A 24081-nucleotide genomic window follows, 5' to 3' on the forward strand; every position below is an offset into this window, starting at 1 on the left:
GCTAAGTCAGCCCCAAATAAAAAGGGGCGATATTATCGCCCCTTTTTAGTTACTATCTAGTTTATTTACTATCTAATCACAGCTTAGCAAGAGTAGTACAAACCAAACTCAACTGGGTGCGGCGTCATACGTACTTTGTTCACTTCTTCCATTTTCAATGCAATGTAAGCATCAATCCAGTCATTCGTAAATACGCCACCTTTGGTTAAGAATTCGCGGTCTTTATCCAGCTCTGCCAATGCTTCTTCTAGCGAAGCGCATACAGTTGGGATTTTTGCATCTTCTTCAGCTGGTAGATGGTATAAATCTTTAGTTGCTGGTTCACCCGGGTGAATCTTGTTTTGTACGCCATCTAAACCAGCCATTAGCAAGGCTGAGAAAGCCAGGTATGGGTTAGCGATTGGGTCTGGAAAGCGTGCTTCAACGCGACGACCTTTGTCAGAATGCACAAAAGGAATGCGGATAGAAGCAGAGCGATTTTTAGCTGAGTAAGCCAATTTAACTGGTGCTTCAAAGTGTGGTACCAAGCGTTTGTATGAGTTAGTCCCCGGGTTGGTAATCGCATTCAGTGCTTTAGCATGTTTGATGATACCGCCGATGTAGTAAAGCGCGAACTCACTCAAACCCGCATAGCCGTTGCCTGCAAACAGGTTTTTGCCATCTTTCCAAACGGATTGGTGAACGTGCATACCGCTACCGTTATCGCCTGCGAATGGTTTTGGCATGAATGTCGCTGTTTTGCCGTAAGCGTGAGCTGTGTTCAGGATTACGTATTTTTGAATTTGCGTCCAGTCTGCGCGTTGCGTTAAGGTGCTGAATTTAGTACCAATTTCACATTGGCCAGCCGTTGCAACTTCATGGTGATGCACTTCAACAGGCACGCCCATCGCTTCTAATGTCATACACATTGCTGAACGGATGTCATGCAATGAATCGACTGGTGGCACCGGGAAGTAGCCGCCTTTAACACCTGGACGATGGCCAGTATTGCCGCCTTCAAATTTTTCGTTTGAAGACCAGGCGCCTTCTTCTGAGTTGATGCGCACTGAACTGCCGTTCATTGAAACATCCCATTGAATGCTGTCAAAAATGAAGAACTCTGGCTCTGGGCCAAAGTAAGCAGTGTCACCTAAACCGGTAGATTTTAAGTAGGCTTCAGCACGTTTTGCTAATGAACGTGGGTCACGCTCGTAGCCTTTGCCATCGGTTGGGTCAACCACATCGCAAGTCAAAACTAAAGTTGGCTCATCCATAAACGGGTCGATATTTGCAGTGGTTGGATCTGGCATCAATTGCATGTCTGATGCTTGAATGCCTTTCCAGCCGGCGATTGAAGAGCCATCAAATGCGTGGCCTTCAGTAAATTTATCTTCATTGAAGTGTGAAACAGGCACAGTAACGTGTTGTTCTTTACCGCGCGTATCAGTAAAACGAAAATCAACAAATTTAATGTCGTTATCGATGACTAATTTCATTACATTTTCCACTGACATTCAGAATCTCCTATTGTGGTGTGGGTCAGGATTAAAAATTAAAATTTCAACTCAGTAGATTAGCAGGAAACGTGCCAATCTGAAAAGACCAAACAGTGGCTTTTTTAAAGAAGTGTTAAAATACAAACCAAAACTAAGCACTATATAGGTGCACAGTGTGTAATTTATGCACCAATAAAGTGCTGTAAAATTATTGGTTTGGGGAGTGATTATTTTTATATTTTTTTAGATGTGTTTTAGCTAAAAATATTGAATGTAAAATGTCAATGATGACATTCAGTAAAAAGTAAATTAATTGATAAGGTGAGTTTATGAGTAATCAACAGAAAATTTTAGCTTTAGCTCAAAAGCGCGGTGCGGAAAATAATTTAACTTATGCAGGGGCATTGACACCGCGTGAGGCGTTTGAGTTGTTGCAGGAAAATCCTGAAGTACTGTTGGTTGATGTGCGTACGCAGGCAGAACTAGAGCTTGTAGGTCGGGTACCGAATGCCTTAAACCTTGAATGGGCGTTTTATCCAGGTATGGTAAAAAATCAGGATTTCGCCAAACAACTGGCTGAAAATGTAGATAAAAGCCTCACGGTGATATTTATGTGCCGCACTGGCGGACGTTCACATAATGCAGCGGTAGTGGCGCAGCAGCTGGGTTTTGTGAATGCTTATAATATGCTGGAAGGCTTTGAAGGCGAAGCAAACGAACTTAAACAACGGACATTGATTAATGGCTGGAAACATGCTGGCTTGCCTTGGACTAATTAATGCATGACTGATCAATATGCAGTGATAGGCAACCCCATTGCGCATAGCAAATCGCCGTTGATACATGAAGCATTTGCCAGGCAAACAGGGCAAGATATTAGCTATGAACGTATTCTTGCGCCGCTGGATGGTTTTGATGAAACAGTTCGTGAGCTAATTAAGCAGGGGTACAAGGGTGTTAATGTGACTGTGCCTTTTAAGTTTGAGGCATTTCAATTGGCGAATCAGTATTCCAGTAGCGCTTTAGGTGCCGGCGCTGCCAATACATTAAGCTTTAAAAATCAAACTATAGCAGCGGACAATACCGATGGCGCCGGACTTGTGCGGGACGTTGAGCAGAATCTGAACGTGCAAATTGCAGGAAAACGAGTATTACTCATTGGCGCTGGCGGTGCCGCTGAAGGAGTTCTTCAGCCTATGTTCAAATCAAAACCAAAATCAATCACAGTCGTTAATCGTACATTGGATAAGGCGATTGGGATGATTAAAAAAGTAGAGGCCCAATCACAATTTGGAAACACCATCTTGAGCGCCTGTACTTTTGAAGAGCTGCAAGGCCAGGCTTTTGATATTGTTATCAATGCAACATCAGCTGGCTTAAATGATACAGCTTTACCTATACTCAATACCATTTTTGCTAAAGACTGTTTGGCCTATGACATGATGTATGGCCGAGAAACACTGTTTATAAAGTTGGCTAAAGATAATGGTGCACAAGTGGCAGATGGTTTAGGTATGCTGGTAGAACAGGCGGCTGAAGCTTTTTATATTTGGCGTGGTGTCCGCCCGGAAACACACAGCGTGATGCAGCAAATAAGAAATTTGTCCCAGCTTTAAAAAAATAGAATAAAAACGATGAAAAAGTGGATGTTAAATAGCCGGCATAATGCCCCCCCATTGGGTTTTGGCGGCTATGTAACACGAGGTTTGGTGCTGTTTTTTATGATACTTTTTTTGTATCAGCTTTGGATACTTTTGCATATTTTCTGGTGGATAAAATTTAATCCTTCCTCCAGCGCCTTTATGGAAGACCGCTTAAACATTATTCAAGAGACTAAGCCGGATGCTGAACTGAAGTATCAATGGGTTGATTACGCTAAAATTTCTAATAATCTTAAGCGCGCTGTTATTGCATCAGAGGATGCAAAGTTTGTTGACCATGAAGGATTTGATTGGGACGGTATTCAGAAGGCGTACGAAAAAAATCTTAAAAAAGGCAAAATCGTGGCAGGCGGCTCTACCATCAGCCAGCAACTGGCCAAAAATTTATTTTTGTCTACGAAGCGCACGCCTTGGCGCAAAGGCGAAGAAGCGCTGATTACGGTAATGCTGGAAAATATTCTGAGTAAACGTCGAATTTTAGAGATTTATTTGAATGTGATTGAATGGGGCAACGGCGTGTTTGGTGCAGAGGCTGCGGCCAGGCATTATTATAAAACCAGTGCTTCCAAGCTAAGTAGCGGTCAGGCCGCAAAGCTGGCTGCCATGATACCTAATCCTCGTTATTACGATACGCACCGTTCTACAGCTTACTTAAATCGCCGCGCCGCCACTATACAAGCCAGAATGCGCTTTGTGGAGGTGCCGTAGAATGGTTGAAACTGCTTTTATTAAGACTAATCTGTTAAAGCTGCAACTATTTTTTTAACGACAGGTGCGACTATGAAAATAGCAGGAAATGCTACAGGCCAGGCGTGAATAAATGCGCGCATCCAATGTGAAGTGAATTGCTGATCAACACCTGCGAATAGTGCCGTTAATACGCCAGACATGATAAGTGCCATCAGCAACGACATGACAAAGGCAAATAAAATGTTGGTGTATTTTTTTGGTATTTTCATCAGCACTATTCTAATTCGTATAACAATATCTTTAGTATTACAGCATCGCTTTTAAATATTTGGCCGTGTAGCTTTCGGTACTTTGTGCCACCTGTTCCGGCGTGCCTTCAGCAATTATGGTACCACCACCGTCACCACCTTCCGGGCCCATGTCTACAATCCAGTCTGCGGTTTTAATCACGTCCAGGTTGTGCTCAATAATCACAATGGTGTTGCCTGCATCACGTAAGCGGTGAATCACATCGAGCAACAATTGAATATCTGCAAAATGCAGGCCAGTGGTGGGTTCATCCAGAATGTACAAGGTGCGGCCAGTATCGCGTTTGCTGAGTTCTAAAGCTAGCTTAACTCGTTGCGCTTCACCGCCGCTAAGTGTTGTAGCGCTTTGCCCGAGTGTGATGTAGCCCAAACCAACGTCCAGCAGCGTTTTGAGTTTACGTGAAATGACAGGCTGCGCACTAAAGAACGCGTGCGCTTGCTCTACCGTCATGCCCAGTACTTCGTGAATATTTTTACCTTTGAATTGAATCTCTAACGTTTCACGGTTATAACGGTGGCCTTTACATACATCGCATGGCACATAGACATCGGGTAAAAAATGCATTTCAACACGAATCACGCCGTCGCCCTGGCAAGCTTCACAGCGACCACCTTTTACGTTAAACGAATATCGTCCTGGTCCGTAACCACGCACACGGCTTTCAGGCACACCTGCAAACAAGTCACGAATCGGCGTAAATAAACCTGTATAGGTTGCCGGGTTGGAACGTGGCGTGCGGCCAATCGGGCTTTGGTCTACATCCACAACTTTGTCAAAAAAAGCTAAACCGTCTATCTCGCCAAACGGCGCTGGTTCTGTACTGCTGCCGTATAAATGTTGTGCTACTACACGGTATAAAGTGTCGTTAATGAGTGTGGATTTTCCACTGCCAGATACGCCTGTGATGCAGCTCAATAAGCCAACTGGCAGTTTGAGCGTGACATCTTTCAGGTTGTTGCCTGTAGTGTTGCTCAATTTAAGCCAGCGTGCAGGGTCTGCTTGTGTGCGTTTTTTGTTATAAATGATTTGTTTTTTGCCGCTTAAATAATCACCTGTAAGCGAATTTGGATTAGCTTTAACTTGGTCTGGCGTACCTTCTGCCACAATCTGCCCGCCATGCTCGCCTGCGCCAGGCCCAATATCCACGACATAATCAGCTGCCATAATAGCGTCTTGGTCATGTTCCACCACAATCACGCTGTTACCAATATCGCGTAAGCGTTTCAATGTGTCCAGCAATCTATCATTATCACGCTGGTGCAAGCCGATTGAAGGCTCGTCCAGCACATACATGACGCCGGTTAAACCGCTGCCGATTTGAGATGCTAAGCGTATACGCTGTGCTTCGCCGCCGGATAGTGTTTCTGCAGAGCGTGAAAGTGATAAATATTCCAAACCAACATTCGTTAAAAACTTTAAGCGGTTGCTAATTTCTTTCACTATTTTGTCAGCAATAGTAAGTTTCGCACCAGTTAATTCAAGGGTATCAAAGAAAGTAAGCGCTAACTTAAGTGGCACTTCGCATACTTCATGAATATTTTTATTGCCCACTTTTACATGGCGTGCTTCTTTGCGTAAGCGCGTGCCTGAACAGTCCGGGCAACTTTGTGAGTTCAGGTATTTTGCCAGTTCTTCGCGCACAGTTTGCGAATCGGTTTCGTGATAGCGGCGTTTAAGGTTGTTTAAAATACCTTCAAATGTATGCGTTTTTTCAAAGAAAACACCTCGCTCATTCAGGTATTTAAACGGCATGACTTCTTTACCGCTGCCATTGAGCAGTACTTTTTGGATGTACTCCGGCAGTTTTTCAAATGCGGTATCAAGATTAAAGTTATAGTGCGTGGCGATGCTTGCCAGCATTTGGAAGTAAAACTGATTGCGCCTATCCCAGCCTTTAATCGCTCCGGCAGCCAACGATAAATGCGGAAAAGCGACCACTCGCTTGGGGTCAAAAAAGTTAATGTTGCCCAAGCCATCACAAGTCGGGCATGCGCCCATTGGGTTGTTAAAAGAGAATAAACGCGGCTCAAGTTCAGCAAGTGAGTAGTCACATACCGGGCATGAAAATTTAGCGGAAAAGAGATGCTCTTTGTCAGTGTCCATTTCCACTGCAATCGCTTTGCCTTCGGCTAAACGCAATGCGGTTTCAAATGATTCGGCAATACGTTGCTTCATGTCTAGCTTAACTTTGATGCGGTCAATCACTACCTCTACACTATGCTTGGTAGTTTTGGTGAGCTGTGGCAAAGCATCCACTTCATAAATCTTGCCATCAATCCGTAAACGTACAAAACCTTGTGCTTTAAGTTCTTCAAACAAATCCAGCTGTTCGCCTTTGCGATTACTCACCACGGGCGCCAATATCATCAGTTTGGTATCTTCTGGTAGCGATAACACGTGATCCACCATTTGGCTTACGGTTTGAGCTTCAAGCCTAATGCCGTGTTCCGGGCATTCAGGGTCGCCAGCGCGGGCGTATAACAGGCGCAGATAATCGTGAATTTCTGTCACGGTGCCGACAGTGGAGCGCGGATTGTGCGAAGTAGATTTTTGCTCGATAGAAATGGCAGGCGATAAACCTTCAATCAAATCAACATCAGGTTTATCCATGCGCGCTAAAAACTGCCGCGCATAAGCAGATAGCGACTCAACATAGCGCCGCTGGCCTTCCGCATACAGGGTGTCAAAGGCGAGTGAGGACTTACCTGAGCCAGATAGCCCCGTAATCACGACTAACTTATTACGTGGAATATCCAGTGAGATATTTTTTAAATTGTGCGTGCGGGCACCGCGTATTTTTATGAATTCCATCATGCTGTTACTAAACACTCGGGTTAATTTTAGGGCAACCTGCTAATATACCTACTTTTACATATTTAGCTAAACATTTTTCAGGCCTTTAGTTTTCATGTCCACATCAAAGCACCATTCAGACAATCAAACGCATGACCTTTTTACCGATATTGCCGCTGATACCATGACGTCACTTGATATTCCGTCAGACAAAATGACCCCTGTAGAGATGCGAGCCACCTTAAGCCTGGCGTCTATTTATGGCTTGCGTATGTTCGGTATGTTTTCAATTTTGCCGATTTTTGCAATCTATGCCTCAACCTTGCCGGATAATCCTAGTGCACTGATGATTGGACTGGCATTAGGCGCTTATGGCCTTACGCAAGCGTTATTTCAATTACCCTTTGGTATGGCATCTGATAAATTTGGTCGCAAGCCCATGATTTACTTAGGCCTTGCAATTTTCGCTATAGGCAGTATGGTCGCTGCCTTGGCCATGAATATTGAAGGGGTGATTATTGGCCGCGCGATTCAAGGTGCAGGCGCAGTTTCTGCCGTTGTTACAGCATTATTGGCAGACTTGACCAGAGACGAACATCGCACCAAAGCTATGGCCACTATAGGCGCAACTATTGGTGTGGCATTTGCCGTTTCACTGGTGGGCGGGCCTTTGTTAAATCAGTGGATAGGCGTGCAAGGTATATTTGTGATGACGGCATTTTTAACTCTGGCTGCGATTGTTGTTGTGAAGTTTGTGGTGCCAGATCCAGTTCACAGCCACTACCACTCTGATGCCAGCGCTGCGCCAGCTAAACTAAAAGATGTGCTGAAAAATAAACAGTTATTACGTTTAAATTATGGTATTTTTGCCTTGCATGCCGCGCAAATGGCGATGTTTGTAGTGGTGCCGTTTGCTATTGCTAAATCAGGCAATATCGAAGTAAACCAACATTGGCATATTTATTTGCCAGTATTAGTCGCTTCTTTTGTGTTTATGGTGCCTGCGATTATTTATGCTGAAAAACAAGCTAAAATGAAACAGGTATTTGTTGGTGCTGTGGCTACTATGTTACTTGCACAGCTAGTTTTTGCAGGATCTATTCAACATTTCTGGGGTATCGTTTTTTCACTCACCCTTTACTTTATCGCGTTTAATGTGCTTGAAGCTTCTCTGCCTTCCATGATTAGTAAAATTGCGCCCGCAGCGGCAAAGGGCACGGCGATGGGTGTTTATAATACCGCGCAATCTTTGGGTATTTTTGCGGGTGGCGCTTTAGGCGGTTATTTGTCACATAAATTCGGCTTTGCGAGCGTATTTATTTTTTGTAGCGTAATGATGCTTTTATGGCTAATATTTGCATATTCAATGCAAGCGCCGCCAGCAGTAAAAACCAAAATGTACAGCTTGGATGAAACCGCCGCAGAGTTAAGTACGGCTAACGCCGCGATTCTAAAAGACAGGCTAACTAAGCTTATTGGCGTAATGGAGGCTGTGGTGCTGCCGCAAGAACGCACTGTGATATTGAAAATAGATAAATCGCAAGATTGGGATGAAGCCCAAGTGTATAAATTGTTGAGAGGATAAAAATGGCGTCAGTTAATAAAGTAATTTTAGTCGGTAATTTAGGTAAAGACCCTGAAGTAAGGTTCATGCCAAACGGCGAAGCGGTATGTAACTTCAGTATTGCCACAACCGATAGCTGGAAAGATAAATCTGGGGCAAAACAAGAGCGCACGGAATGGCACAATATTGTGATGTATCGCAAATTGGCAGAAATCGCAGGGGAATATCTTAAAAAAGGTCGCCCTGTATATGTAGAAGGCCGCTTGCAAACACGTAAATGGCAAACTAAAGAAGGTCAGGACCGCTACACAACAGAAATCATCGCAGACCAAATGCAAATGCTTGGCGGGCGTGATGGCGGCGGATCCAACGCTAGTTATGATGGCGGTATGGACCAAAGCAGTAGTGCTGGCGATTACAATCAAGCGCCACCAAGTAACCAATCATCAGCAAAACAAGCGCCAGCCCAATCAACTGCAAAACCAGCAGGCGGTTCAGGATTCGATGATTTTGAAGACGATATTCCTTTCTAGCGCCTGCAAGATAATATGTAATATTGCTTTCCTTAAAATTATGACAGATAGCCCATACTCTTGAATATTTTTTGGAATACATCGCTAATTGCTTTATCGGTAATAGTAGCCGTCGCTGGCTCATTTACCGCTTTAGCGCACGCAGCACGCATGCGGCACGCCCAAGGCAGCACCTCAATTGCCTGGATGGTCAGCGGAGGCATCACGCTCGGTATGGCCATTTGGTCGATGCATTTCATCGGCATGCTGGCTTTTCACTTGCCAATTCCGCTTAGCTATGACTTACCGCTAACGCTACTTTCAGCAGTGCCTGCAATGGCTGCGGCTTTGTTGGGTTTTTACGTTTTACGTACACCTGCAGTGAGTAATACGCGCATATTTTTAGCGGGTTTGTTTATGGGTGCAGGTATTAGCAGCATGCATTACATTGGCATGGCTGCGCTTAAAATGTCACCGGCCATTACATACAATCCGGGTATTTATGCCCTTTCTATATTTATTGCCATTGCTGCTTCATGGATTGCCTTGCTGATGATGTTTAGAGGCGAGCAAATTAAGTTACCGGAATACGTACGTTTTGCACTGGGAAGCTTGGTGATGGGGTTGGCCATTTCCGGCATGCATTACACCAGCATGCAGGGAGTAACTATCTCACCTGGCAGCGTATGCATGGGAGGAGCCGTGCATATTGATAGTCCGGCATTGGCAATCATTGTGTCTTTGGTTTCTTTACTCTGGTTTGGTGGAGGCATTCTTGCTGCATCGTTTGATCAACGCCTCGCCCGACATAATGCGCTTGCGCTGTCACAATTACAGCATCTGCACTCAACTTTAGAAAAGTCAGCAAATGACGCTGCCGCAAGCATGTTGCATGATTTAAGTGAAAGCGAAAAAAAAATGCGCTCAGTCGTTGAAGGTGCGCTGGATTGCATTGTAATGATGGATGAAAAGGGTAGCCTAGTCGAATTCAATCCTGCTGCAGAACGCACTTTTGGCTATAAGCGTGAAGAAGTGATAGGTAGAAACTTTGCAGACGTAATTATTCCATTCGCTTCGCGTAAGGCACATAGAGAAGGATTTGAACGTTTCGGAAAAACAGGGCAATCTACAATGCTTGGTAAGCGTATTGAGTTGAACGCCATGCATGCCAATGGTAGGGAATTTCCGGTTGAGCTAGCTATTACCGCGTTTGACTGGACAGGTTCGCGAATGATGGTGGGCTTTTTGCGCGATATTACCGAACGCAAAAAAGCTGAGTTTGAAATTAACAACCTGGCCTTTTATGATCCTTTGACTAAATTACCGAACCGGCGATTGCTTCGTGAACGTTTGGAATCTATGCTTGACATGGAAGTTGCTTATAAAACATATAGCGCCATTCTGTTTATAGACCTCGATAATTTTAAGACACTCAACGACACACGTGGCCACGATATAGGCGATTTGTTATTGATGGAAGTCGCTGAACGCCTAAAATCTTGTGTACGAAGTGAGGATACAGTGGCGCGTTTAGGTGGCGATGAGTTTGTGGTTATCCTGGAATATTTAAGTGGTGATATTGAGCAGGCGACGATACAGGCCGAAGTGGTAGGAGAGAAGGTTAGAAAGGTGCTTGGTCAACCATACCTGATTCAGGATTTTGACCATTACAGCACGCCGAGTATTGGTATCAGTATGTTTCACAGCCAGGAAATGACTGTGGATGAATTGCTGAAACGTGCAGATACCGCCATGTATCAAGCCAAGCAGGCTGGTCGGAATACATTGCGGTTCTTTGACCCTGCGATGCAGGCAGAGCTGGAAGCGCGTGCAGCACTTGAAGATGATTTACGTTTTGCCCTGGAAAGCGGTCAATTGAAATTATTGCTGCAAATGCAGGTTAATGAATTAAATCAAATTATAGGTGCTGAAGCTTTGATTCGGTGGGAACATCCAGAACAAGGGCTTATTTACCCATCTCAATTTGTGCCATTCGCAGAAGAATCATTACTCATCCTTCCAATCGGCCAGTGGGTATTGGAAACTGCCTGTGCGCAACTGATGGAGTGGCAAAACAACCCGGTGACGCAAGACCTTAGTTTGGCTATCAATGTTAGCGCAAGGCAGTTTCGCCAAGCCAATTTCGTTGAGCAGATACAATCAACGCTCGCCAAGTTTGACATTTCCCCACATAAACTCAAGCTTGAACTGACCGAAAGTCTGGTATTCGACAACATTGCTGATTCCATCAGAAAAATGCGGGAATTGCGGGCCATTGGCATCAACTTTGCCATGGACGATTTCGGTACAGGTTATGCTTCGTTAATCTACTTAAAAAGCTTGCCGCTGAGCCAAATCAAAATTGACAGAAGCTTTGTGCGCGATATTGCCGTTGACCGCGACGATGAAATTATCGTACAAACCATTATCAGCATGGCGCATAATCTTGGTTTGGAAGTGATTGCCGAAGGGGTTGAAACTGTGGCGCAGCTTGAGTTTTTGCGTAAAAGCGGTTGCAAGGCTTTTCAGGGGCATTTGTTTAGCAAGCCAGTTTCTCAAGCTGAATTTAATAAGCTTATCAGTCAAAGCGTGAATAGTAACGACAGATTTCCTTCAATCACCTACAGTCCGCTTGCGCTTTGGACATAAGCAAATACTAGCCATTACAAATTTATGCAGTTCTTAGTTTCCCCTCTTTTACAATTCACTTATTTTCAAAATCCCTTAAATTTTTGGGATTAGCCAAGTCGCCAAATAAGGTATAATTCGCGGTTATCTAACTGTTTGTTGAGGTATTTTATGCCTATTTACGATTATCAATGTACAAGTTGCGGCCATAAAGCAGAAGTCATGCGCAAAATTAGCGCAGCAAGCACAGAAGCTTGCCCACAATGTGGCGCTGAAACTTTTAGTAAACAATTGTCTGCGCCAAGCTTTCAGCTAAGTGGCAGCGGCTGGTATGCCACAGACTTTAAAAACGGCGGTAATAAAGCGCCTTCAAGCAAAACTGAGAGTTCGGGTAGCGAGTCATCGGTAGAAAAAAAGTCTGAAACTGTAGCTTCGCCGGCCGCTTGTGCCAGTGGCTGCGCTTGCCATTAAAGCTTCTTCACGAAACGTATGAAAAAATATTTTATTACGGGTCTGCTGGTGCTGGTCCCGCTGTTCATTACCGCGTGGGTGCTCACTGGCATCATCGGCATGATGGATCAAAGCTTATTTCTGCTTCCTGAAAATTGGCGACCTAAAGCGCAATTGGGGCTAGAGATTCCGGGCGTAGGCGCTTTACTCACCTTGTTTATCATTTTTGTGACCGGCTTAATTGCCACCAATTTTTTTGGTAAGCAGCTCATTTTGCTGTGGGAAGCCATGCTGGCGCGGGTGCCCGTGGTGAAGTCTATTTACGCCAGTGTTAAGCAAGTATCTGATACGCTATTTTCAGATTCTGGTAATGCTTTTCGCCAGGCAGTCTTGGTGCAGTTTCCGCGTGAGGGTGCCTGGACAATTGCTTTCATCACAGGGCAACCGGGTGGTGATGTGGCGAATCATTTGACTGGTGATTTTCTGAGCGTTTATGTGCCTACAACACCGAATCCTACTGGAGGCTATTTTTTGATGATGCCGCGTGCAGATGTGGTTGAGCTGGACATGACCGTTGATGAGGCGCTGAAGTATATTATTTCGATGGGGGTAGTATCACCCTCACCTAAATTAAAAGCTAAATTACTTGTTAAAGATTAAACGATATACCCCCATTTTATATAAAAACTATTCATTCACTTAACTGACTACTCAACAAGACTTAATACTATGCGTACACATTACTGCGGCCATTTAAACCGCGAACACATCGGCCAAACTGTTACATTATGTGGTTGGGCGCATCGCCGCCGCGACCATGGTGGCGTTATCTTTATTGACTTGCGCGACCGTGAAGGCATGGCGCAAATCGTAATTAACCCTGATGCAAAAACCGCATTTTCAATCGCTGAAAGCGTACGCAGTGAATATGTACTTAAAGTGACCTGTGTCGTGCAAGCGCGCCCGGACGGCGCAACCAATGCTAATTTAGCGACGGGTGAAGTTGAAATGATTGCCACTGAGATTGAAATTCTCAATGCGTCACTCACGCCGCCGTTCCAGTTAGATGATGAAAACTTAACTGAAACTGTGCGTTTACAACATCGCTATATTGATTTACGTCGTCCAGCGATGCAAAAAAACATGATGTTGCGTTACCGCGTGGCGAAAACCCTGCGTGATTATTTAGATACTAACGGATTCATTGAAGTTGAAACGCCGATGTTAACGCGCTCAACACCTGAAGGCGCGCGTGATTACCTGGTGCCAAGCCGTGTGCATGCAGGTCAGTTCTTTGCGTTGCCACAATCACCGCAATTATTCAAACAATTGCTCATGGTTTCAGGTTTTGACCGTTACTTCCAAATCACTAAGTGCTTCCGCGATGAAGATTTGCGTGCAGACCGTCAGCCAGAATTCACCCAAGTGGATATTGAAACATCGTTCATGACTGAAAATGAAATCATGGATATTGTTGAAGAAATGATTCGACAAATGTTGAAAAAAGTTCAAAACGTTGATTTGCCAGCGGCATTTCCGCGCATGTCATTTCATGAAGCCATGACCCGTTACGGCTCAGATAAACCTGATATGCGCGTAACGCTGGAAATCACCGAGCTTTCAGATGTCATGAAAGACGTAGATTTTAAAGTGTTTGCAGGCGCTGCCAACATGGCGGGCGGCCGAGTGGCTGCCTTGCGCGTGCCAAATGGCGCGGCAATTGCCCGTAGTGAGATTGATGCATACACAGAATTCGTCAAAATTTACGGGGCGAAGGGTCTTGCTTATATCAAGATTAACGATGTGACTAAATTGAACGAAGAAGGCCTGCAAAGTCCAATCGTAAAAAACATTCATGTCAAAGCATTGCAGGCTATTATTGACCGCACAGGCGCACAAAATGGTGACATCGTATTCTTTGGCGCAGACAAAACCAAAGTGGTGAACGAAGCATTAGGTGCATTACGCCTTAAAGTCGGTCACGATAAAGGCCACGTGGATGGCCGTGCCTGGGCGCCATTGTGGGTGGTGGATTTCCCAATGTTTGAACATGATGAAGAAAATGATCGCTGGGCGGCATTGCACCATCCGTTCACCGCACCAAAAGACGGCCACGAAGACCTACTTACCAGCAACCCAGGCGCTGCACTTTCAAAAGCGTACGACATGGTGTTAAATGGCTGGGAAGTGGGCGGCGGTTCAGTACGTATCCACAAACAAGACGTGCAATCTAAAGTGTTCGATGCACTCAAAATCAGCAAAGAAGAAGCCCAAGAAAAATTTGGCTTCTTGTTAGACGCATTGCAATACGGCGCACCACCACATGGCGGCCTGGCGTTCGGTTTAGACCGCTTGGTCACGTTAATGGCAGGTGCAGAGTCTATCCGTGATGTGATTGCCTTCCCGAAAACCCAGCGTGCACAATGTCTAATGACTAACGCGCCGAATGAAGTGGATGAGAAGCAGTTGAGGGAGTTGCATATCAGAGTTCGCTCTCAAACGCCAACTGCTTAAAATGCACTCGCTTCACGATAACGTCGTTACATCCGCTTGCCGTACTATTCGTACTGTCTACGCGGATGTACCTAGTTCTCGTATCGCGAATTGCATTTTGGGGTGAAAAAATGACCGGTTACGATTATGAAGCTGCCTTTTGGGATGTTCGTAGGAAGCTAGAGGATTTAAAAAGTGCTTTAACTGTTATTGTTGCAATGACGGTAACTTATCTGATTCGATTCATTATTCTGGGTTCATCCGAAGGATATATGAGAATGGCTAAAGCGTGGGATATGGTTGATTTAATTGCAATGATGTTTATTTTTTTTGGGCTGGCGTTAAGTGTTAGAAAAATCCTAAATTTATATTTCTCTTCTAACAAAATCATCCCATAAATACCATACAAAATCGATACTTTATGCCAGTCACCCAACTAAACCATGTTAACCTACGCACGCCCTACGAGACGATGCTTAAACTTAAAGACTTCTACTGCGATGTGGTCGGTTTAAAGGTCGGCCCGCGCGAGGGGTTTACTAGCCGTGGTTTTTGGTTGTACATCGGTGATACACATGTCATGCATTTGGCGGAGTATCGTGGTGAGGGTGAGCCGCTGACCAATGTGCTTACAACCATAGACCACATCTCATTCACCTGCACCGACATGCCTGCGACTGAAGCGCATTTAAAGTCGCTGAATGTTAATTATTCAATCCGTGATTTGCCTGTGTTGAGTGTCAAACAAATTAACTTTAAAGACCCTGTGGGTAATGGTGTTGAGCTGTTTTTTTATATGGCAAACGAGTAGTTTTTCTCAAATTCAACTTATTGGATTCTTTTTGAATTTTCTAATGTGACCACTGTCACATACATTGACATTAAACCACATAGAATGTGACACTTGTGTTTGTGCTGTTAAAGCGTCATCGGATTGTAAATGAATGCGCTAAAGCAACATTATTTATATAAATGTAAGCCTGTGGAGACTGTTAAAATGAAACAATCAATAAATAAAACATTATTAAAAGCGTTGTTAGCCGTGGCGATTTCTATTGGTGTAAGCGCGCCAGCAAGCGCTGAGTCTGATCCTAAATTATGGCCAGTGATGAAAGAAGCGTTTTTTGCAAAACGTGAAATGAAAGAAGTTGATTTTATCAAAATCGACGCACCAAAACGTGCTGAAAGCGGTGCGCAAGTACCAGTGACTTACACGATAGATAATGCGGCGGCAAATGGCGTTAAAATTGTCAAACTGTATTCGTTTGTCGATGCCAACCCTATTCCAGTGACGGCTACTTATCATTTAACTGATGCAGTAGGCGACTTTAACTTGTCTACACGTATTCGTTTTGAAATGGATGCATTTGTACGCTTAGTTGGTGAAGATGCAAATGGAAATTTGTATTTGGCATCACGTGAAATTCGTGCAGCTGGCGGTTGTGGCGGCATGGTTGAAAATGATGAATCAGCCATTCGTGCGGCGGCGGGTAAAATAAAATTGAATGTTGAACAGCCTGTTAAATTCGGGATGCCAACCACCGCTACATTTAATATTAAACATATTATGCGTACAGGCTTGCAACGTGATTTGGTTTCACAAGGCTATGTACCAGCTTTTTATATCAATAAAACCGAGTTTAAATACAACGGTAAACCTGTAATGACGGTTGATGTAGGCGTTGGCACAGCAGAAGATCCATACTTCAAATTTAACTTTGTGCCGAAAGAGGCTGGCACATTGGAAGTAACGGCAACGGATAACGAAGGCAAGATGTTCACTCATCACATTGATGTAAAAGGTTAAGCGCCTAGTTGTCAGGGTTTACGTGTTATTAAATGGCCTCTCATTAGAGGCCATTTTTTATTAACAGGTGGCTATAGGCGGTGTTAAAATGTAAAACACTGTTATGGAGGCCGGCAAATGAAAAGCTATCGTAAGGAGTTATGGTTTAACCCGCCAACTCGAGTCGCATTTATTCGCATCACCGAGCAAGTCAACGAGTGCTTGCGTGAAAGTGGCGTAAAAGAAGGTTTGGTTTTAATCAACGCCATGCACATTACCGCAAGCGTGTTTATTAATGACGATGAGCGCGGCTTGCATCATGATTACACGCAATGGTTGGAAAAGCTGGCTCCGCATGAGCCCGTAAGCAGTTATCGCCATAACGATACTGGTGAAGATAATGCTGATGCCCACATGAAGCGCCAGCTAATGGGGCGAGAAGTTGTGGTGGCAATTACCGAAGGCCGGTTAGATTTTGGTCCTTGGGAACAGATATTCTACGGTGAGTTTGATGGCCGAAGAAAGAAACGTGTTTTAGTAAAAATTATCGGTGAATAAATGAAACTGCCAGAACTTTTAGCGCCGGCGGGCGATTTAGACCGCATGCGTACTGCTTACGACTATGGTGCGGATGCGATTTACGCGGGTCAGCCACGCTACAGCTTGCGTGCGCGCAACAATGATTTCACCATGGCAAACCTTGATATTGGCATTAAAGAGGCACATGCGCGCGGCAAAAAGTTTTTTGTAGCGAGTAATATTTCTCCACACAATGCAAAAGTAAAAACCTATATGGCGGATATGGCGCCTGTGATTGCCATGCAGCCAGATGCGCTGATTATGTCTGATCCTGGACTCATACAAATGGTGCGTGAAAAATGGCCAGAGATGCCTGTGCATCTTTCTGTGCAGGCTAATACGGTCAACTTCGCTACAGTTAAATTCTGGCAAAGTGTGGGCTTAACGCGTGTGATTTTATCGCGTGAATTGTCGCTGGATGAAATTGAAGAGATTCGTCAGCTTTGCCCAGACATGGAGCTTGAGGTATTTGTGCATGGGGCATTGTGTATTGCCTATTCAGGCCGCTGTTTGCTTTCTGGCTATTTTAACCATCGCGACCCTAACCAAGGGACCTGCACCAATAGCTGCCGCTGGGATTACAAAGTGCACGATGCAACTGAAGATGCAGCGGGCGTGATACGCCTGAGTGAATTTGACTTTAAAGCTGAAATGGAAAAATCCAGCCTTTCTGGTTGCGGTAGTTTGCCCCGTCACCCACTAGCCGATAATGTTTATCTCATTGAGGAAAAAGGCCGTCCTGGTGAACTGTTGCCGATTTTAGAAGACGAGCACGGCACATACATCATGAATAGTAAGGATTTACGCGCTATTGAACACGTGGAGCGTCTGGTTAAAATGGGAGTGGATTCGCTGAAGATTGAAGGGCGTACTAAATCGCGTTATTACGTTGCGCGTACATGCCAAAATTATCGTAAAGCGATTGATGATGCAGTAGCTGGTCGCCCATTTGATTGGAATCTGGTGAGTGATTTAGAGAATCTGGCAAACCGCGGCTATACCGATGGCTTTTATCAGCGCCACCACACTGCAGAACATCAAAATTATAAACAAGGCTATTCAATCTCAAACCGTAGTTTGTATGTAGGCGATATCGTGTCTTACGATGCGGAAAAAGGTCTGGCTGATATTGAGGCGCGCAACAAATTTGGAGTAGGTGATCGCCTGCAAATCATTCACCCAACAGGCAACCAAGAGTTAGTCGTTGAGCAAATGTTCAATAAAAAGGGTGAGAATATACAAGAAGCCTCTGGTAGCGGTTACTTTGTACGCTTACCTATAGCGGCTAAAGATTTAAGTAATGCGATGGTGTCTAGGTATTTATAAACTAAGTATCTGTAAATCAGTATCTTCAAATCAGCTTTGTGGGTTGTTTTTAAAATAAAAAGGGAGCGCAAGCTCCCTTTTTTATTTTGAATCAATAGATTACTTGTTCATAACGTACATTGTTACTTCAAAGCCAAAACGCATTTCAGTAGCTGCTGGTGTTGTCCACATGATAATTATCCTTTAAGTTAAATTTATTTATTCATATCAAATTATCAACTTACTATTTTATTTGTTGTTCATTTGATGAGTAACATTGTGCACTTACTTAATGCATGGTGCGCTATGTACTCTCATGATTGAGCGGTAAGTTAAATCATGAGAAATGCTTCAGTAACTTTTACAACTTAAGTAATTTTTACTACCTGAGCCCTGCTGTTTGCTGGTAACCACTTGGTGTCACTCAAAGGAATCAACACAATTACGTAAATACTTTCTTGCATTTAGGTATTTTTTTACTGGAACTGAATATTTATCGGTTGACATTACAAATGATAATGATTATCATTTACAAAAGTGTAAGTATAGGAGTGAATGATGAGCAGACAGTTAATAATCAGCCAGGTAAAGTTGGTGGGAAATGAAAAGTGCAAGGTGCTTTATAACAAAGATAAAGACATGGTCGAATTGGAAATTGGTGGAACCACGTTAAGATTTGAAGCACGCAATTTTTTTATGATGAATGAAATGATGCGTAAAGCTGCTGCTAAGTTGGTAATGCAAACTGAGTTGCATCATGTCTAAATTATACAAAAGCCTGATGAGTGATTAAGCGAGACGAATTATTTTAAGCTTATTTATTAATGAAATAGATGAGGAGATGATGTCACCTAAAAATCAGCATCCGCGCATTTTACTTTCGAAGAATGATAGCGGCGCCATAGGATTCTGTGAGGTTTGCGATGTGGTTTAGTTAGAGATTAGCGCATTTAGTTTGAGAATTGATTCAGCGTCACTTGATTCACTAAGTAAGTTAATAAACGACGCCGCACAATGTTTAAAAGTTTAAAAAAGCTAAAACTGAAAAGGCACGGTTTTAGCAAACAATCCCAGCAGAGAGTAATTTACATTGAATATAGATATCGCAAATAAGCAGTATTACAAGCTTGCAAATACAAATGATAATAGTTATTATTTGTATTATGAGTAAAGATAATCAAGATAATTTTAAAGTATCAAACATCGCTAAAAACCTGCAGAAGTTGCATGAGGCAGAGAGTGCGGTGCTAAAGACGCGCATAGCCAATATTAGGGCAACAACAAGTGAGGTGCTATTGGCAGGCGCACGTGAATTGGTAATTAAGCATGCGGGTGAAGATTATTACTTGCGACTAACTAGTCAGGGTAAGTTGATTTTAACAAAATAGCGGGCTGTTTCTAGTACTGTCAAGTTTGATTAATACGCAATTTATGCACTGGAAACAATATGAAAGCCAACTTGAATTTAGTGGTGAATAACACACTGTTATCTGAAAAAACAGATGGTGTTGCAGAGGGTGGCAAGGTGCAAAGCATCAATAATTTAGTACCAAAGCGACAGCTGTTGTCCGAAGAGATGAAAAATGAAACGCCTTCCTACAAAATGTTGGCGTTGATAATGTTGGTGCACTTGTTCGGTATTTCGGCATTGTTTGAGGTAAAGCCTGAGCAAGTAAAAGTCGATGATTTTCAGACGCCGATGCTGGTGAGTTTGGTAAGTAACCCTAGAGCCACGTCTGAAGTTGTTCCTATTCAGTCTGTTGCGTCGGTGCCAATAAAACATAAAAAGCAAACAGTTGAAAAACAAAAGCTTCCAATGGTAGAAAAGGATATAAAAGAAACAAGTATGCAAACGCAGGTTAACAAAGAAAAATTACCAGTTGAAACAGATGCTGAAAGTGAAATTGTAGCGGCAAGAATAGCAATTTCGACTGAAACGCTGGCAGAAGTGACATCAGTTAAACCAGAGGCTGAACAAGAGGTCGAGCCGCCGCGTTTTGGCGCAGCCTACTTAAACAACCCTGCTCCAGCCTACCCGCCATTAGCGCGGCGTTTAAGTGAGCAAGGCAGGGTGCTGCTAAAAGTGCTGGTAACAGAAGAAGGCTTAGCATCGATAGTGCAAGTAGATACCAGTAGTGGTTATAACAAATTAGATCAGGCTGCAATAGAGGCGGTAAAAAAATGGAGCTTTATTCCCGCAAAAAGAAGTAATCAGCCTATCAGTGCTTATGTATTAGTACCAATAAAGTTTTCGCTGAATAGTTAAGTTAAAAGTTAATAATTAATTAAGGATAGAAAATGCAACTTGGATATGAGTTTAATAGCTGGGAATTTATTGCAGCAGGTGGCCCGGTTTCAGTTACGGTGGCAGTAATATTGCTAGTGATGTCTATAGCCAGTTGGTATTTAATCGTCTCTAAAAGCATAGAAGTATGGCGCACACAAAAAGCATTCAGAGATTATGTTAAAAATTTCTGGAATGCATCAACTTTAGCAGCTAGTTCAAGGTTGGAACATAAAACAGCTTTGGCAAATTTAGCGTGGCAAGCAATAACTGCTGCAGAACATCATAAAGCGTTCGTGGCAAAAAATGCAGATAAGGTAACTCAAGATGAATTCATAGCACGTGCTATGAATCGAACTATTGCAGAAGAAAATTCAAAAATGGAACAGGGCCTAACTGTGTTGGCATCCGTCGGAAGCGTTTCGCCGTTTGTAGGATTGTTTGGCACTGTGTGGGGTATTTACCACGCACTTGCAAGCATTAGTTTAAGCGGTCAGGCCACGCTTGATAAGGTAGCCGGGCCAGTAGGTGAAGCATTGATTATGACTGCGCTGGGCTTGGCAGTGGCAATACCAGCGGTACTAGCTTATAACGCTCTGGTCCGAAGCAACAGAGAGCTAAACGGCGTCATGGAGAAATTCGGCTATGAACTGCATACATTACTTACAACTGGTGCAGTTATGGCGGCAAAACAAAATAAAGTAAATTCAGCTTTAGATGCTAAAGAGCATATGACAAAAGAACGTATACATAGTGTAGAGGTGCCGGCATGATAGGAGTCAAAAACAGCGTGAGTGTTGCATTACACACAGCCCCAATGTCAGAGATTAACACTACACCACTAGTGGACGTGATGCTGGTATTGCTAGTGATATTTATCATTACGGCACCTTTGCTGACACATGCAGTAAGAATTGACCTCCCACAGGCGAGTAGTCAGCCATTGCCAGAAAAACTGGAAATAATTTCAGTGTCTATTGATGCAGCAGGAAAAATGTACTGGAATAACACGCCGATGGTGCAGGGTGAGTTAAAAATTAAGCTTCAGCAAATCGCGAACCAAAAGTCACAGCCAGAGTTGAATATACGCGCCGATAAAGAAACGCGTTATCAAATTTTAGCAGAGGTGATGGCCGATGCGCAAAATGCAGGCATCAGTAAATTAGGTTTTGTGAGTGAGCCTAAGCATTAAGGATAAGTTAAAAATACATTAGCAATCAATAATAGCCAGCCAGTAAGAGTAAAACTTAGTTAGCCAGCCAATAAACATAAAAAAGGGCGACACTATGAAACTGTATGGCAACAAAAATATCACACAAAAATCGATATATCTAGCTGTGGCATTAACATTTAATTCTGCATTAGCAGTAGCAGAAGATGTGAAAACGGCGGAGCCAAAAGAGCTGGAAGAAGTTAACGTAAAGGCGGCTGCAGAACCTGTAGCTAGAGGTTACCAGGCCACACAAACACGGGTAGGTAAAGTGCTGCAAGATCCGCATGATATTGCACAAGCAATTACTACATTAACCCGAGACCTGCTACATGATCAGCAGGTAGGGTCATTGCGCGAAGCCTTACGGAATGTTTCAGGGCTTACCTTTAATGCAGCAGAAGGTGGCCGCTCAGGCGACAACATGATGTTGCGCGGATTCTATACTTTTGGCGACATTTATTTAGATGGTATACGTGACACCGCACAATACAATCGGGAAACCTTTAACCTGGAACAGGTTGATGTGTTGCGCGGCTCTGCCGCTATGCTGTTTGGCCGCGGTCAGGCTGGCGGCGTGATTAACCAGGTATCTAAAACCGCTAAGCTGACAGATGCCAATGTTATATCAGGAAGTTTGGGTGAATATGATTACCACCAGTTTACAGGTGATTTTAATAAGCAACTCACAGGCACAGCGGCAATTCGTTTAAACGTAATGGATAGGTCAGAAGAAAATTATCGTAAAAATCCAGCCAATGGTGACAGCCCGACCTTGGATCGAAGCGGGATAGCAGTAAGCTTTGGTGCTGGCATAGGTACTGAGAATGAATTTTTTTTAAATCATGTTTATACGAAAACAGGTGACGTGCCGGATTTTGGTGTTTCATTCTTCAACAAACGTCCGATTGATAGAACTTTGGCATCCGGAGCGAACATTGACGACGGGGTGTTTTATGGAGGTGATAAAAACTTCGATGACAGTGACACTAGCATCAGTACAGCAATATTTACTCACAAGTTTTCTAAAGACACAGAATGGCGTACACAGTTGAGAAGTGCCGATTACGAGCGTGGTTACTGGGCAAAGACACCTAATAATGCCGTTATGCCAAGCGCTAATTACAGTGTAGGTGGCAACCAAACGCGTGATATGGATTATGAAACTTTAAACTTACAAACTGATTTTAGCACCAAGCTTGACATTGTAGGCATGAAGCACCAAGTTTTAACAGGACTTGAATACTTGAAAGAAGATTCATTCCGACATGGTTTACGACCATTTAACCTGACAACTGGACAGCCTTACACTTTAACAGGTGCCGCACTCACGGCGGCTATTGCGGCTAACGGGGTGTTTTACAAGAAAGGCGTGTTGGCAACCACTGGCACACCAGTAAAATTCAAGGCTGATAATTATGCGATTTACGTGCAGGATACCATCGAGTTAATTCCTAAGTGGGATTTGCTATTAGGCATGCGCCGGGATGAATTGCGTGCAGATTACTCAAGCACAACTTCACCTAAACTAAGTTATGGTGAAAATAGTTATCGTACTGGTTTGTCATGGCATCAAAATGAGATGAGTCATTACTATGTAAGTTTTAGTGATTCATTTAGCCCGACCGCCGACTTGTATCAGTTAACCGTCAAACCACAACCGCCTGAAACCAGTAAAACTGTAGAGGTTGGCGCTAAATGGCTGTTTAATGACGGTGATTTAGCCTTTAGAACCGCATTATATCGCTCAATTAAAGACTGGGAGCGTAATACAGACCTGGAGTCTACTGCAGCGATTCTGACTAAGAAGCGTCGTACCGATGGGCTGGAGTTCGAGTTATCTGGCTATGTAGCAGAGAACTGGGAAGTGTTTGCAGGCCTTGCTTTTATGGATGCTAAAATACTTGAAGTTGCGGAAAATATCAATGCTACGACGGGTGTGATTACTTTCGCTGACGCAAGATTTGAAGGAAAACGTGCACGTAACACACCTGCAGCAACATTCAATCTATGGACGACTTATTCATTCTTGGGCAACTGGAAAATTGGCGGTGGCATTGAGGCAAAAGGTGAGCGCATTGGCTATGTGCCATCTGCAGCAAGTGCCGCTAACGTGTATACCAATGGACAATTTGACCCAAATAAATTACCAGGCTATGCCCGTGTAGATGCAATGTTGGAATATGACGCTAAACAATGGGCGGTGCGTTTGAATGTTAAAAACGTGTTGGATAAAACCTACTATGATGCGATTTATGACAACGGTGGTTTTAGTGTGCCGGGTAATAGCAGAACAGCCATTATAACGACTGAGTTCAAATTTTAAGGTATAGATTAAGGGT

24 protein-coding genes are annotated in these 24081 nt (G+C 43.6%); 20 read left to right on the forward strand and 4 right to left on the reverse strand.

From position 1 onward, the window contains the following. Positions 1-83: 83 nt before the first annotated feature. Positions 84-1493, reverse strand: coding sequence for a type I glutamate--ammonia ligase (gene glnA, locus Q8J82_RS03165; protein WP_304907929.1), 1410 nt, complete (start codon positions 1491-1493; stop codon positions 84-86). 311 nt (positions 1494-1804) lie between these two features. On the opposite strand from glnA, the gene Q8J82_RS03170 reads away from it, so the two are divergent. From Q8J82_RS03170 to mtgA, 3 genes are read left to right on the forward strand one after another with little or no spacing between them, the layout of a single operon-like run. Next, a complete protein-coding gene (locus Q8J82_RS03170) occupies positions 1805-2254 on the forward strand; it encodes a rhodanese-like domain-containing protein (protein ID WP_304891644.1) in 450 nt (149 codons plus the stop codon). 3 nt (positions 2255-2257) lie between these two features. Continuing rightward, entirely contained in the window at positions 2258-3091 is an 834-nt protein-coding gene (aroE, locus tag Q8J82_RS03175) for a shikimate dehydrogenase (RefSeq protein WP_305327760.1), read from the forward strand. Between the two features lie 18 nt (positions 3092-3109). Beyond that, complete coding sequence (gene mtgA / locus Q8J82_RS03180) at positions 3110-3844, forward strand: monofunctional biosynthetic peptidoglycan transglycosylase (protein WP_304891646.1); 735 nt, start codon at positions 3110-3112, stop codon at positions 3842-3844. Positions 3845-3870: 26 nt separating this feature from the next. On the opposite strand, the gene Q8J82_RS03185 is transcribed toward mtgA, so the two are convergent. Beyond that, positions 3871-4095, reverse strand: a complete 225-nt coding sequence (locus Q8J82_RS03185; RefSeq protein WP_304891647.1) for a DUF2798 domain-containing protein — start codon at positions 4093-4095, stop codon at positions 3871-3873. 37 nt (positions 4096-4132) lie between these two features. Continuing rightward, the gene (gene uvrA, locus Q8J82_RS03190) at positions 4133-6946 is read right to left on the reverse strand and encodes an excinuclease ABC subunit UvrA (RefSeq protein ID WP_305327952.1); all 2814 of its coding nucleotides are present in this window, start codon (positions 6944-6946) and stop codon (positions 4133-4135) included. Between the two features lie 196 nt (positions 6947-7142). Here uvrA and Q8J82_RS03195 point away from each other — a divergent pair, with 196 nt between their 5' ends. The 11 genes from Q8J82_RS03195 to yegQ all read left to right on the forward strand — a co-directional run bounded on the left by Q8J82_RS03195 (position 7143) and on the right by yegQ (position 18266). Next, positions 7143-8513 carry an MFS transporter gene (locus Q8J82_RS03195; protein ID WP_305327953.1) on the forward strand — a complete coding sequence of 457 codons (1371 nt, stop codon included), beginning with the start codon at positions 7143-7145 and terminating at the stop codon, positions 8511-8513. Positions 8514-8515: 2 nt separating this feature from the next. Then, a complete protein-coding gene (gene ssb / locus Q8J82_RS03200; protein ID WP_304891648.1) occupies positions 8516-9025 on the forward strand; it encodes a single-stranded DNA-binding protein in 510 nt (169 codons plus the stop codon). Positions 9026-9085: 60 nt separating this feature from the next. Then, positions 9086-11653, forward strand: coding sequence for a bifunctional diguanylate cyclase/phosphodiesterase (locus tag Q8J82_RS03205; RefSeq protein ID WP_305327761.1), 2568 nt, complete (start codon positions 9086-9088; stop codon positions 11651-11653). Positions 11654-11803: 150 nt separating this feature from the next. Continuing rightward, the gene (locus Q8J82_RS03210; RefSeq protein ID WP_304907926.1) at positions 11804-12103 is read left to right on the forward strand and encodes a zinc ribbon domain-containing protein; all 300 of its coding nucleotides are present in this window, start codon (positions 11804-11806) and stop codon (positions 12101-12103) included. 18 nt (positions 12104-12121) lie between these two features. After that, entirely contained in the window at positions 12122-12742 is a 621-nt protein-coding gene (locus tag Q8J82_RS03215; protein ID WP_304891651.1) for a DUF502 domain-containing protein, read from the forward strand. A gap of 69 nt (positions 12743-12811) precedes the next feature. Further along, a complete protein-coding gene (gene aspS, locus Q8J82_RS03220) occupies positions 12812-14596 on the forward strand; it encodes an aspartate--tRNA ligase (protein ID WP_304907925.1) in 1785 nt (594 codons plus the stop codon). Between the two features lie 110 nt (positions 14597-14706). Beyond that, complete coding sequence (locus tag Q8J82_RS03225; protein WP_304907924.1) at positions 14707-14973, forward strand: hypothetical protein; 267 nt, start codon at positions 14707-14709, stop codon at positions 14971-14973. Between the two features lie 23 nt (positions 14974-14996). Next, complete coding sequence (locus Q8J82_RS03230; protein WP_304907923.1) at positions 14997-15386, forward strand: VOC family protein; 390 nt, start codon at positions 14997-14999, stop codon at positions 15384-15386. Positions 15387-15572: 186 nt separating this feature from the next. After that, complete coding sequence (locus Q8J82_RS03235; RefSeq protein ID WP_304907922.1) at positions 15573-16382, forward strand: quinoprotein dehydrogenase-associated SoxYZ-like carrier; 810 nt, start codon at positions 15573-15575, stop codon at positions 16380-16382. 117 nt (positions 16383-16499) lie between these two features. Next, entirely contained in the window at positions 16500-16919 is a 420-nt protein-coding gene (locus Q8J82_RS03240; protein WP_013149202.1) for a secondary thiamine-phosphate synthase enzyme YjbQ, read from the forward strand. After that, positions 16920-18266 carry a tRNA 5-hydroxyuridine modification protein YegQ gene (gene yegQ, locus Q8J82_RS03245; RefSeq protein ID WP_305327762.1) on the forward strand — a complete coding sequence of 449 codons (1347 nt, stop codon included), beginning with the start codon at positions 16920-16922 and terminating at the stop codon, positions 18264-18266. A 99-nt stretch (positions 18267-18365) separates the two neighbouring features. On the opposite strand, the gene pqqA is transcribed toward yegQ, so the two are convergent. Further along, a complete protein-coding gene (gene pqqA, locus Q8J82_RS03250; RefSeq protein WP_012777389.1) occupies positions 18366-18437 on the reverse strand; it encodes a pyrroloquinoline quinone precursor peptide PqqA in 72 nt (23 codons plus the stop codon). A gap of 366 nt (positions 18438-18803) precedes the next feature. Here pqqA and Q8J82_RS03255 point away from each other — a divergent pair, with 366 nt between their 5' ends. From Q8J82_RS03255 to Q8J82_RS03280, 6 genes are all read left to right on the forward strand, one after another. After that, positions 18804-19010, forward strand: a complete 207-nt coding sequence (locus tag Q8J82_RS03255; RefSeq protein WP_304907920.1) for a hypothetical protein — start codon at positions 18804-18806, stop codon at positions 19008-19010. 398 nt (positions 19011-19408) lie between these two features. Then, positions 19409-19633 carry a hemin uptake protein HemP gene (gene hemP / locus Q8J82_RS03260; protein WP_305327181.1) on the forward strand — a complete coding sequence of 75 codons (225 nt, stop codon included), beginning with the start codon at positions 19409-19411 and terminating at the stop codon, positions 19631-19633. A gap of 59 nt (positions 19634-19692) precedes the next feature. Beyond that, positions 19693-20511, forward strand: a complete 819-nt coding sequence (locus Q8J82_RS03265) for an energy transducer TonB (RefSeq protein WP_304907918.1) — start codon at positions 19693-19695, stop codon at positions 20509-20511. A gap of 32 nt (positions 20512-20543) precedes the next feature. Then, entirely contained in the window at positions 20544-21302 is a 759-nt protein-coding gene (locus Q8J82_RS03270) for a MotA/TolQ/ExbB proton channel family protein (RefSeq protein WP_304891273.1), read from the forward strand. Further along, a complete protein-coding gene (locus Q8J82_RS03275) occupies positions 21299-21721 on the forward strand; it encodes a biopolymer transporter ExbD (RefSeq protein WP_305327763.1) in 423 nt (140 codons plus the stop codon). Before Q8J82_RS03270 ends, Q8J82_RS03275 begins: the two co-directional genes overlap by 4 nt. A 94-nt stretch (positions 21722-21815) precedes the next feature. After that, positions 21816-24065, forward strand: a complete 2250-nt coding sequence (locus Q8J82_RS03280) for a TonB-dependent siderophore receptor (protein ID WP_305327764.1) — start codon at positions 21816-21818, stop codon at positions 24063-24065. Positions 24066-24081: the final 16 nt, after the last annotated feature.

Source organism: Methylotenera sp. (genome assembly GCF_030684185.1).
Classification (GTDB): Bacteria; Pseudomonadota; Gammaproteobacteria; order Burkholderiales; family Methylophilaceae; genus Methylotenera.

Bases quoted from the DNA above. Each gene is read 5' to 3' on its own strand.
- glnA (WP_304907929.1), bottom strand. From the start codon at position 1,493: ATGTCAGTGGAAAATGTAATGAAATTAGTCATCGATAACGACATTAAA.
- Q8J82_RS03170 (WP_304891644.1), top strand. From the start codon at position 1,805: ATGAGTAATCAACAGAAAATTTTAGCTTTAGCTCAAAAGCGCGGTGCG.
- aroE (WP_305327760.1), top strand. From the start codon at position 2,258: ATGACTGATCAATATGCAGTGATAGGCAACCCCATTGCGCATAGCAAA.
- mtgA (WP_304891646.1), top strand. From the start codon at position 3,110: ATGAAAAAGTGGATGTTAAATAGCCGGCATAATGCCCCCCCATTGGGT.
- Q8J82_RS03185 (WP_304891647.1), bottom strand. From the start codon at position 4,095: ATGAAAATACCAAAAAAATACACCAACATTTTATTTGCCTTTGTCATG.
- uvrA (WP_305327952.1), bottom strand. From the start codon at position 6,946: ATGGAATTCATAAAAATACGCGGTGCCCGCACGCACAATTTAAAAAAT.
- Q8J82_RS03195 (WP_305327953.1), top strand. From the start codon at position 7,143: ATGACCCCTGTAGAGATGCGAGCCACCTTAAGCCTGGCGTCTATTTAT.
- ssb (WP_304891648.1), top strand. From the start codon at position 8,516: ATGGCGTCAGTTAATAAAGTAATTTTAGTCGGTAATTTAGGTAAAGAC.
- Q8J82_RS03210 (WP_304907926.1), top strand. From the start codon at position 11,804: ATGCCTATTTACGATTATCAATGTACAAGTTGCGGCCATAAAGCAGAA.
- Q8J82_RS03215 (WP_304891651.1), top strand. From the start codon at position 12,122: ATGAAAAAATATTTTATTACGGGTCTGCTGGTGCTGGTCCCGCTGTTC.
- aspS (WP_304907925.1), top strand. From the start codon at position 12,812: ATGCGTACACATTACTGCGGCCATTTAAACCGCGAACACATCGGCCAA.
- Q8J82_RS03225 (WP_304907924.1), top strand. From the start codon at position 14,707: ATGACCGGTTACGATTATGAAGCTGCCTTTTGGGATGTTCGTAGGAAG.
- Q8J82_RS03230 (WP_304907923.1), top strand. From the start codon at position 14,997: ATGCCAGTCACCCAACTAAACCATGTTAACCTACGCACGCCCTACGAG.
- Q8J82_RS03235 (WP_304907922.1), top strand. From the start codon at position 15,573: ATGAAACAATCAATAAATAAAACATTATTAAAAGCGTTGTTAGCCGTG.
- Q8J82_RS03240 (WP_013149202.1), top strand. From the start codon at position 16,500: ATGAAAAGCTATCGTAAGGAGTTATGGTTTAACCCGCCAACTCGAGTC.
- yegQ (WP_305327762.1), top strand. From the start codon at position 16,920: ATGAAACTGCCAGAACTTTTAGCGCCGGCGGGCGATTTAGACCGCATG.
- Q8J82_RS03255 (WP_304907920.1), top strand. From the start codon at position 18,804: ATGAGCAGACAGTTAATAATCAGCCAGGTAAAGTTGGTGGGAAATGAA.
- hemP (WP_305327181.1), top strand. From the start codon at position 19,409: ATGAGTAAAGATAATCAAGATAATTTTAAAGTATCAAACATCGCTAAA.
- Q8J82_RS03265 (WP_304907918.1), top strand. From the start codon at position 19,693: ATGAAAGCCAACTTGAATTTAGTGGTGAATAACACACTGTTATCTGAA.
- Q8J82_RS03270 (WP_304891273.1), top strand. From the start codon at position 20,544: ATGCAACTTGGATATGAGTTTAATAGCTGGGAATTTATTGCAGCAGGT.
- Q8J82_RS03275 (WP_305327763.1), top strand. From the start codon at position 21,299: ATGATAGGAGTCAAAAACAGCGTGAGTGTTGCATTACACACAGCCCCA.
- Q8J82_RS03280 (WP_305327764.1), top strand. From the start codon at position 21,816: ATGAAACTGTATGGCAACAAAAATATCACACAAAAATCGATATATCTA.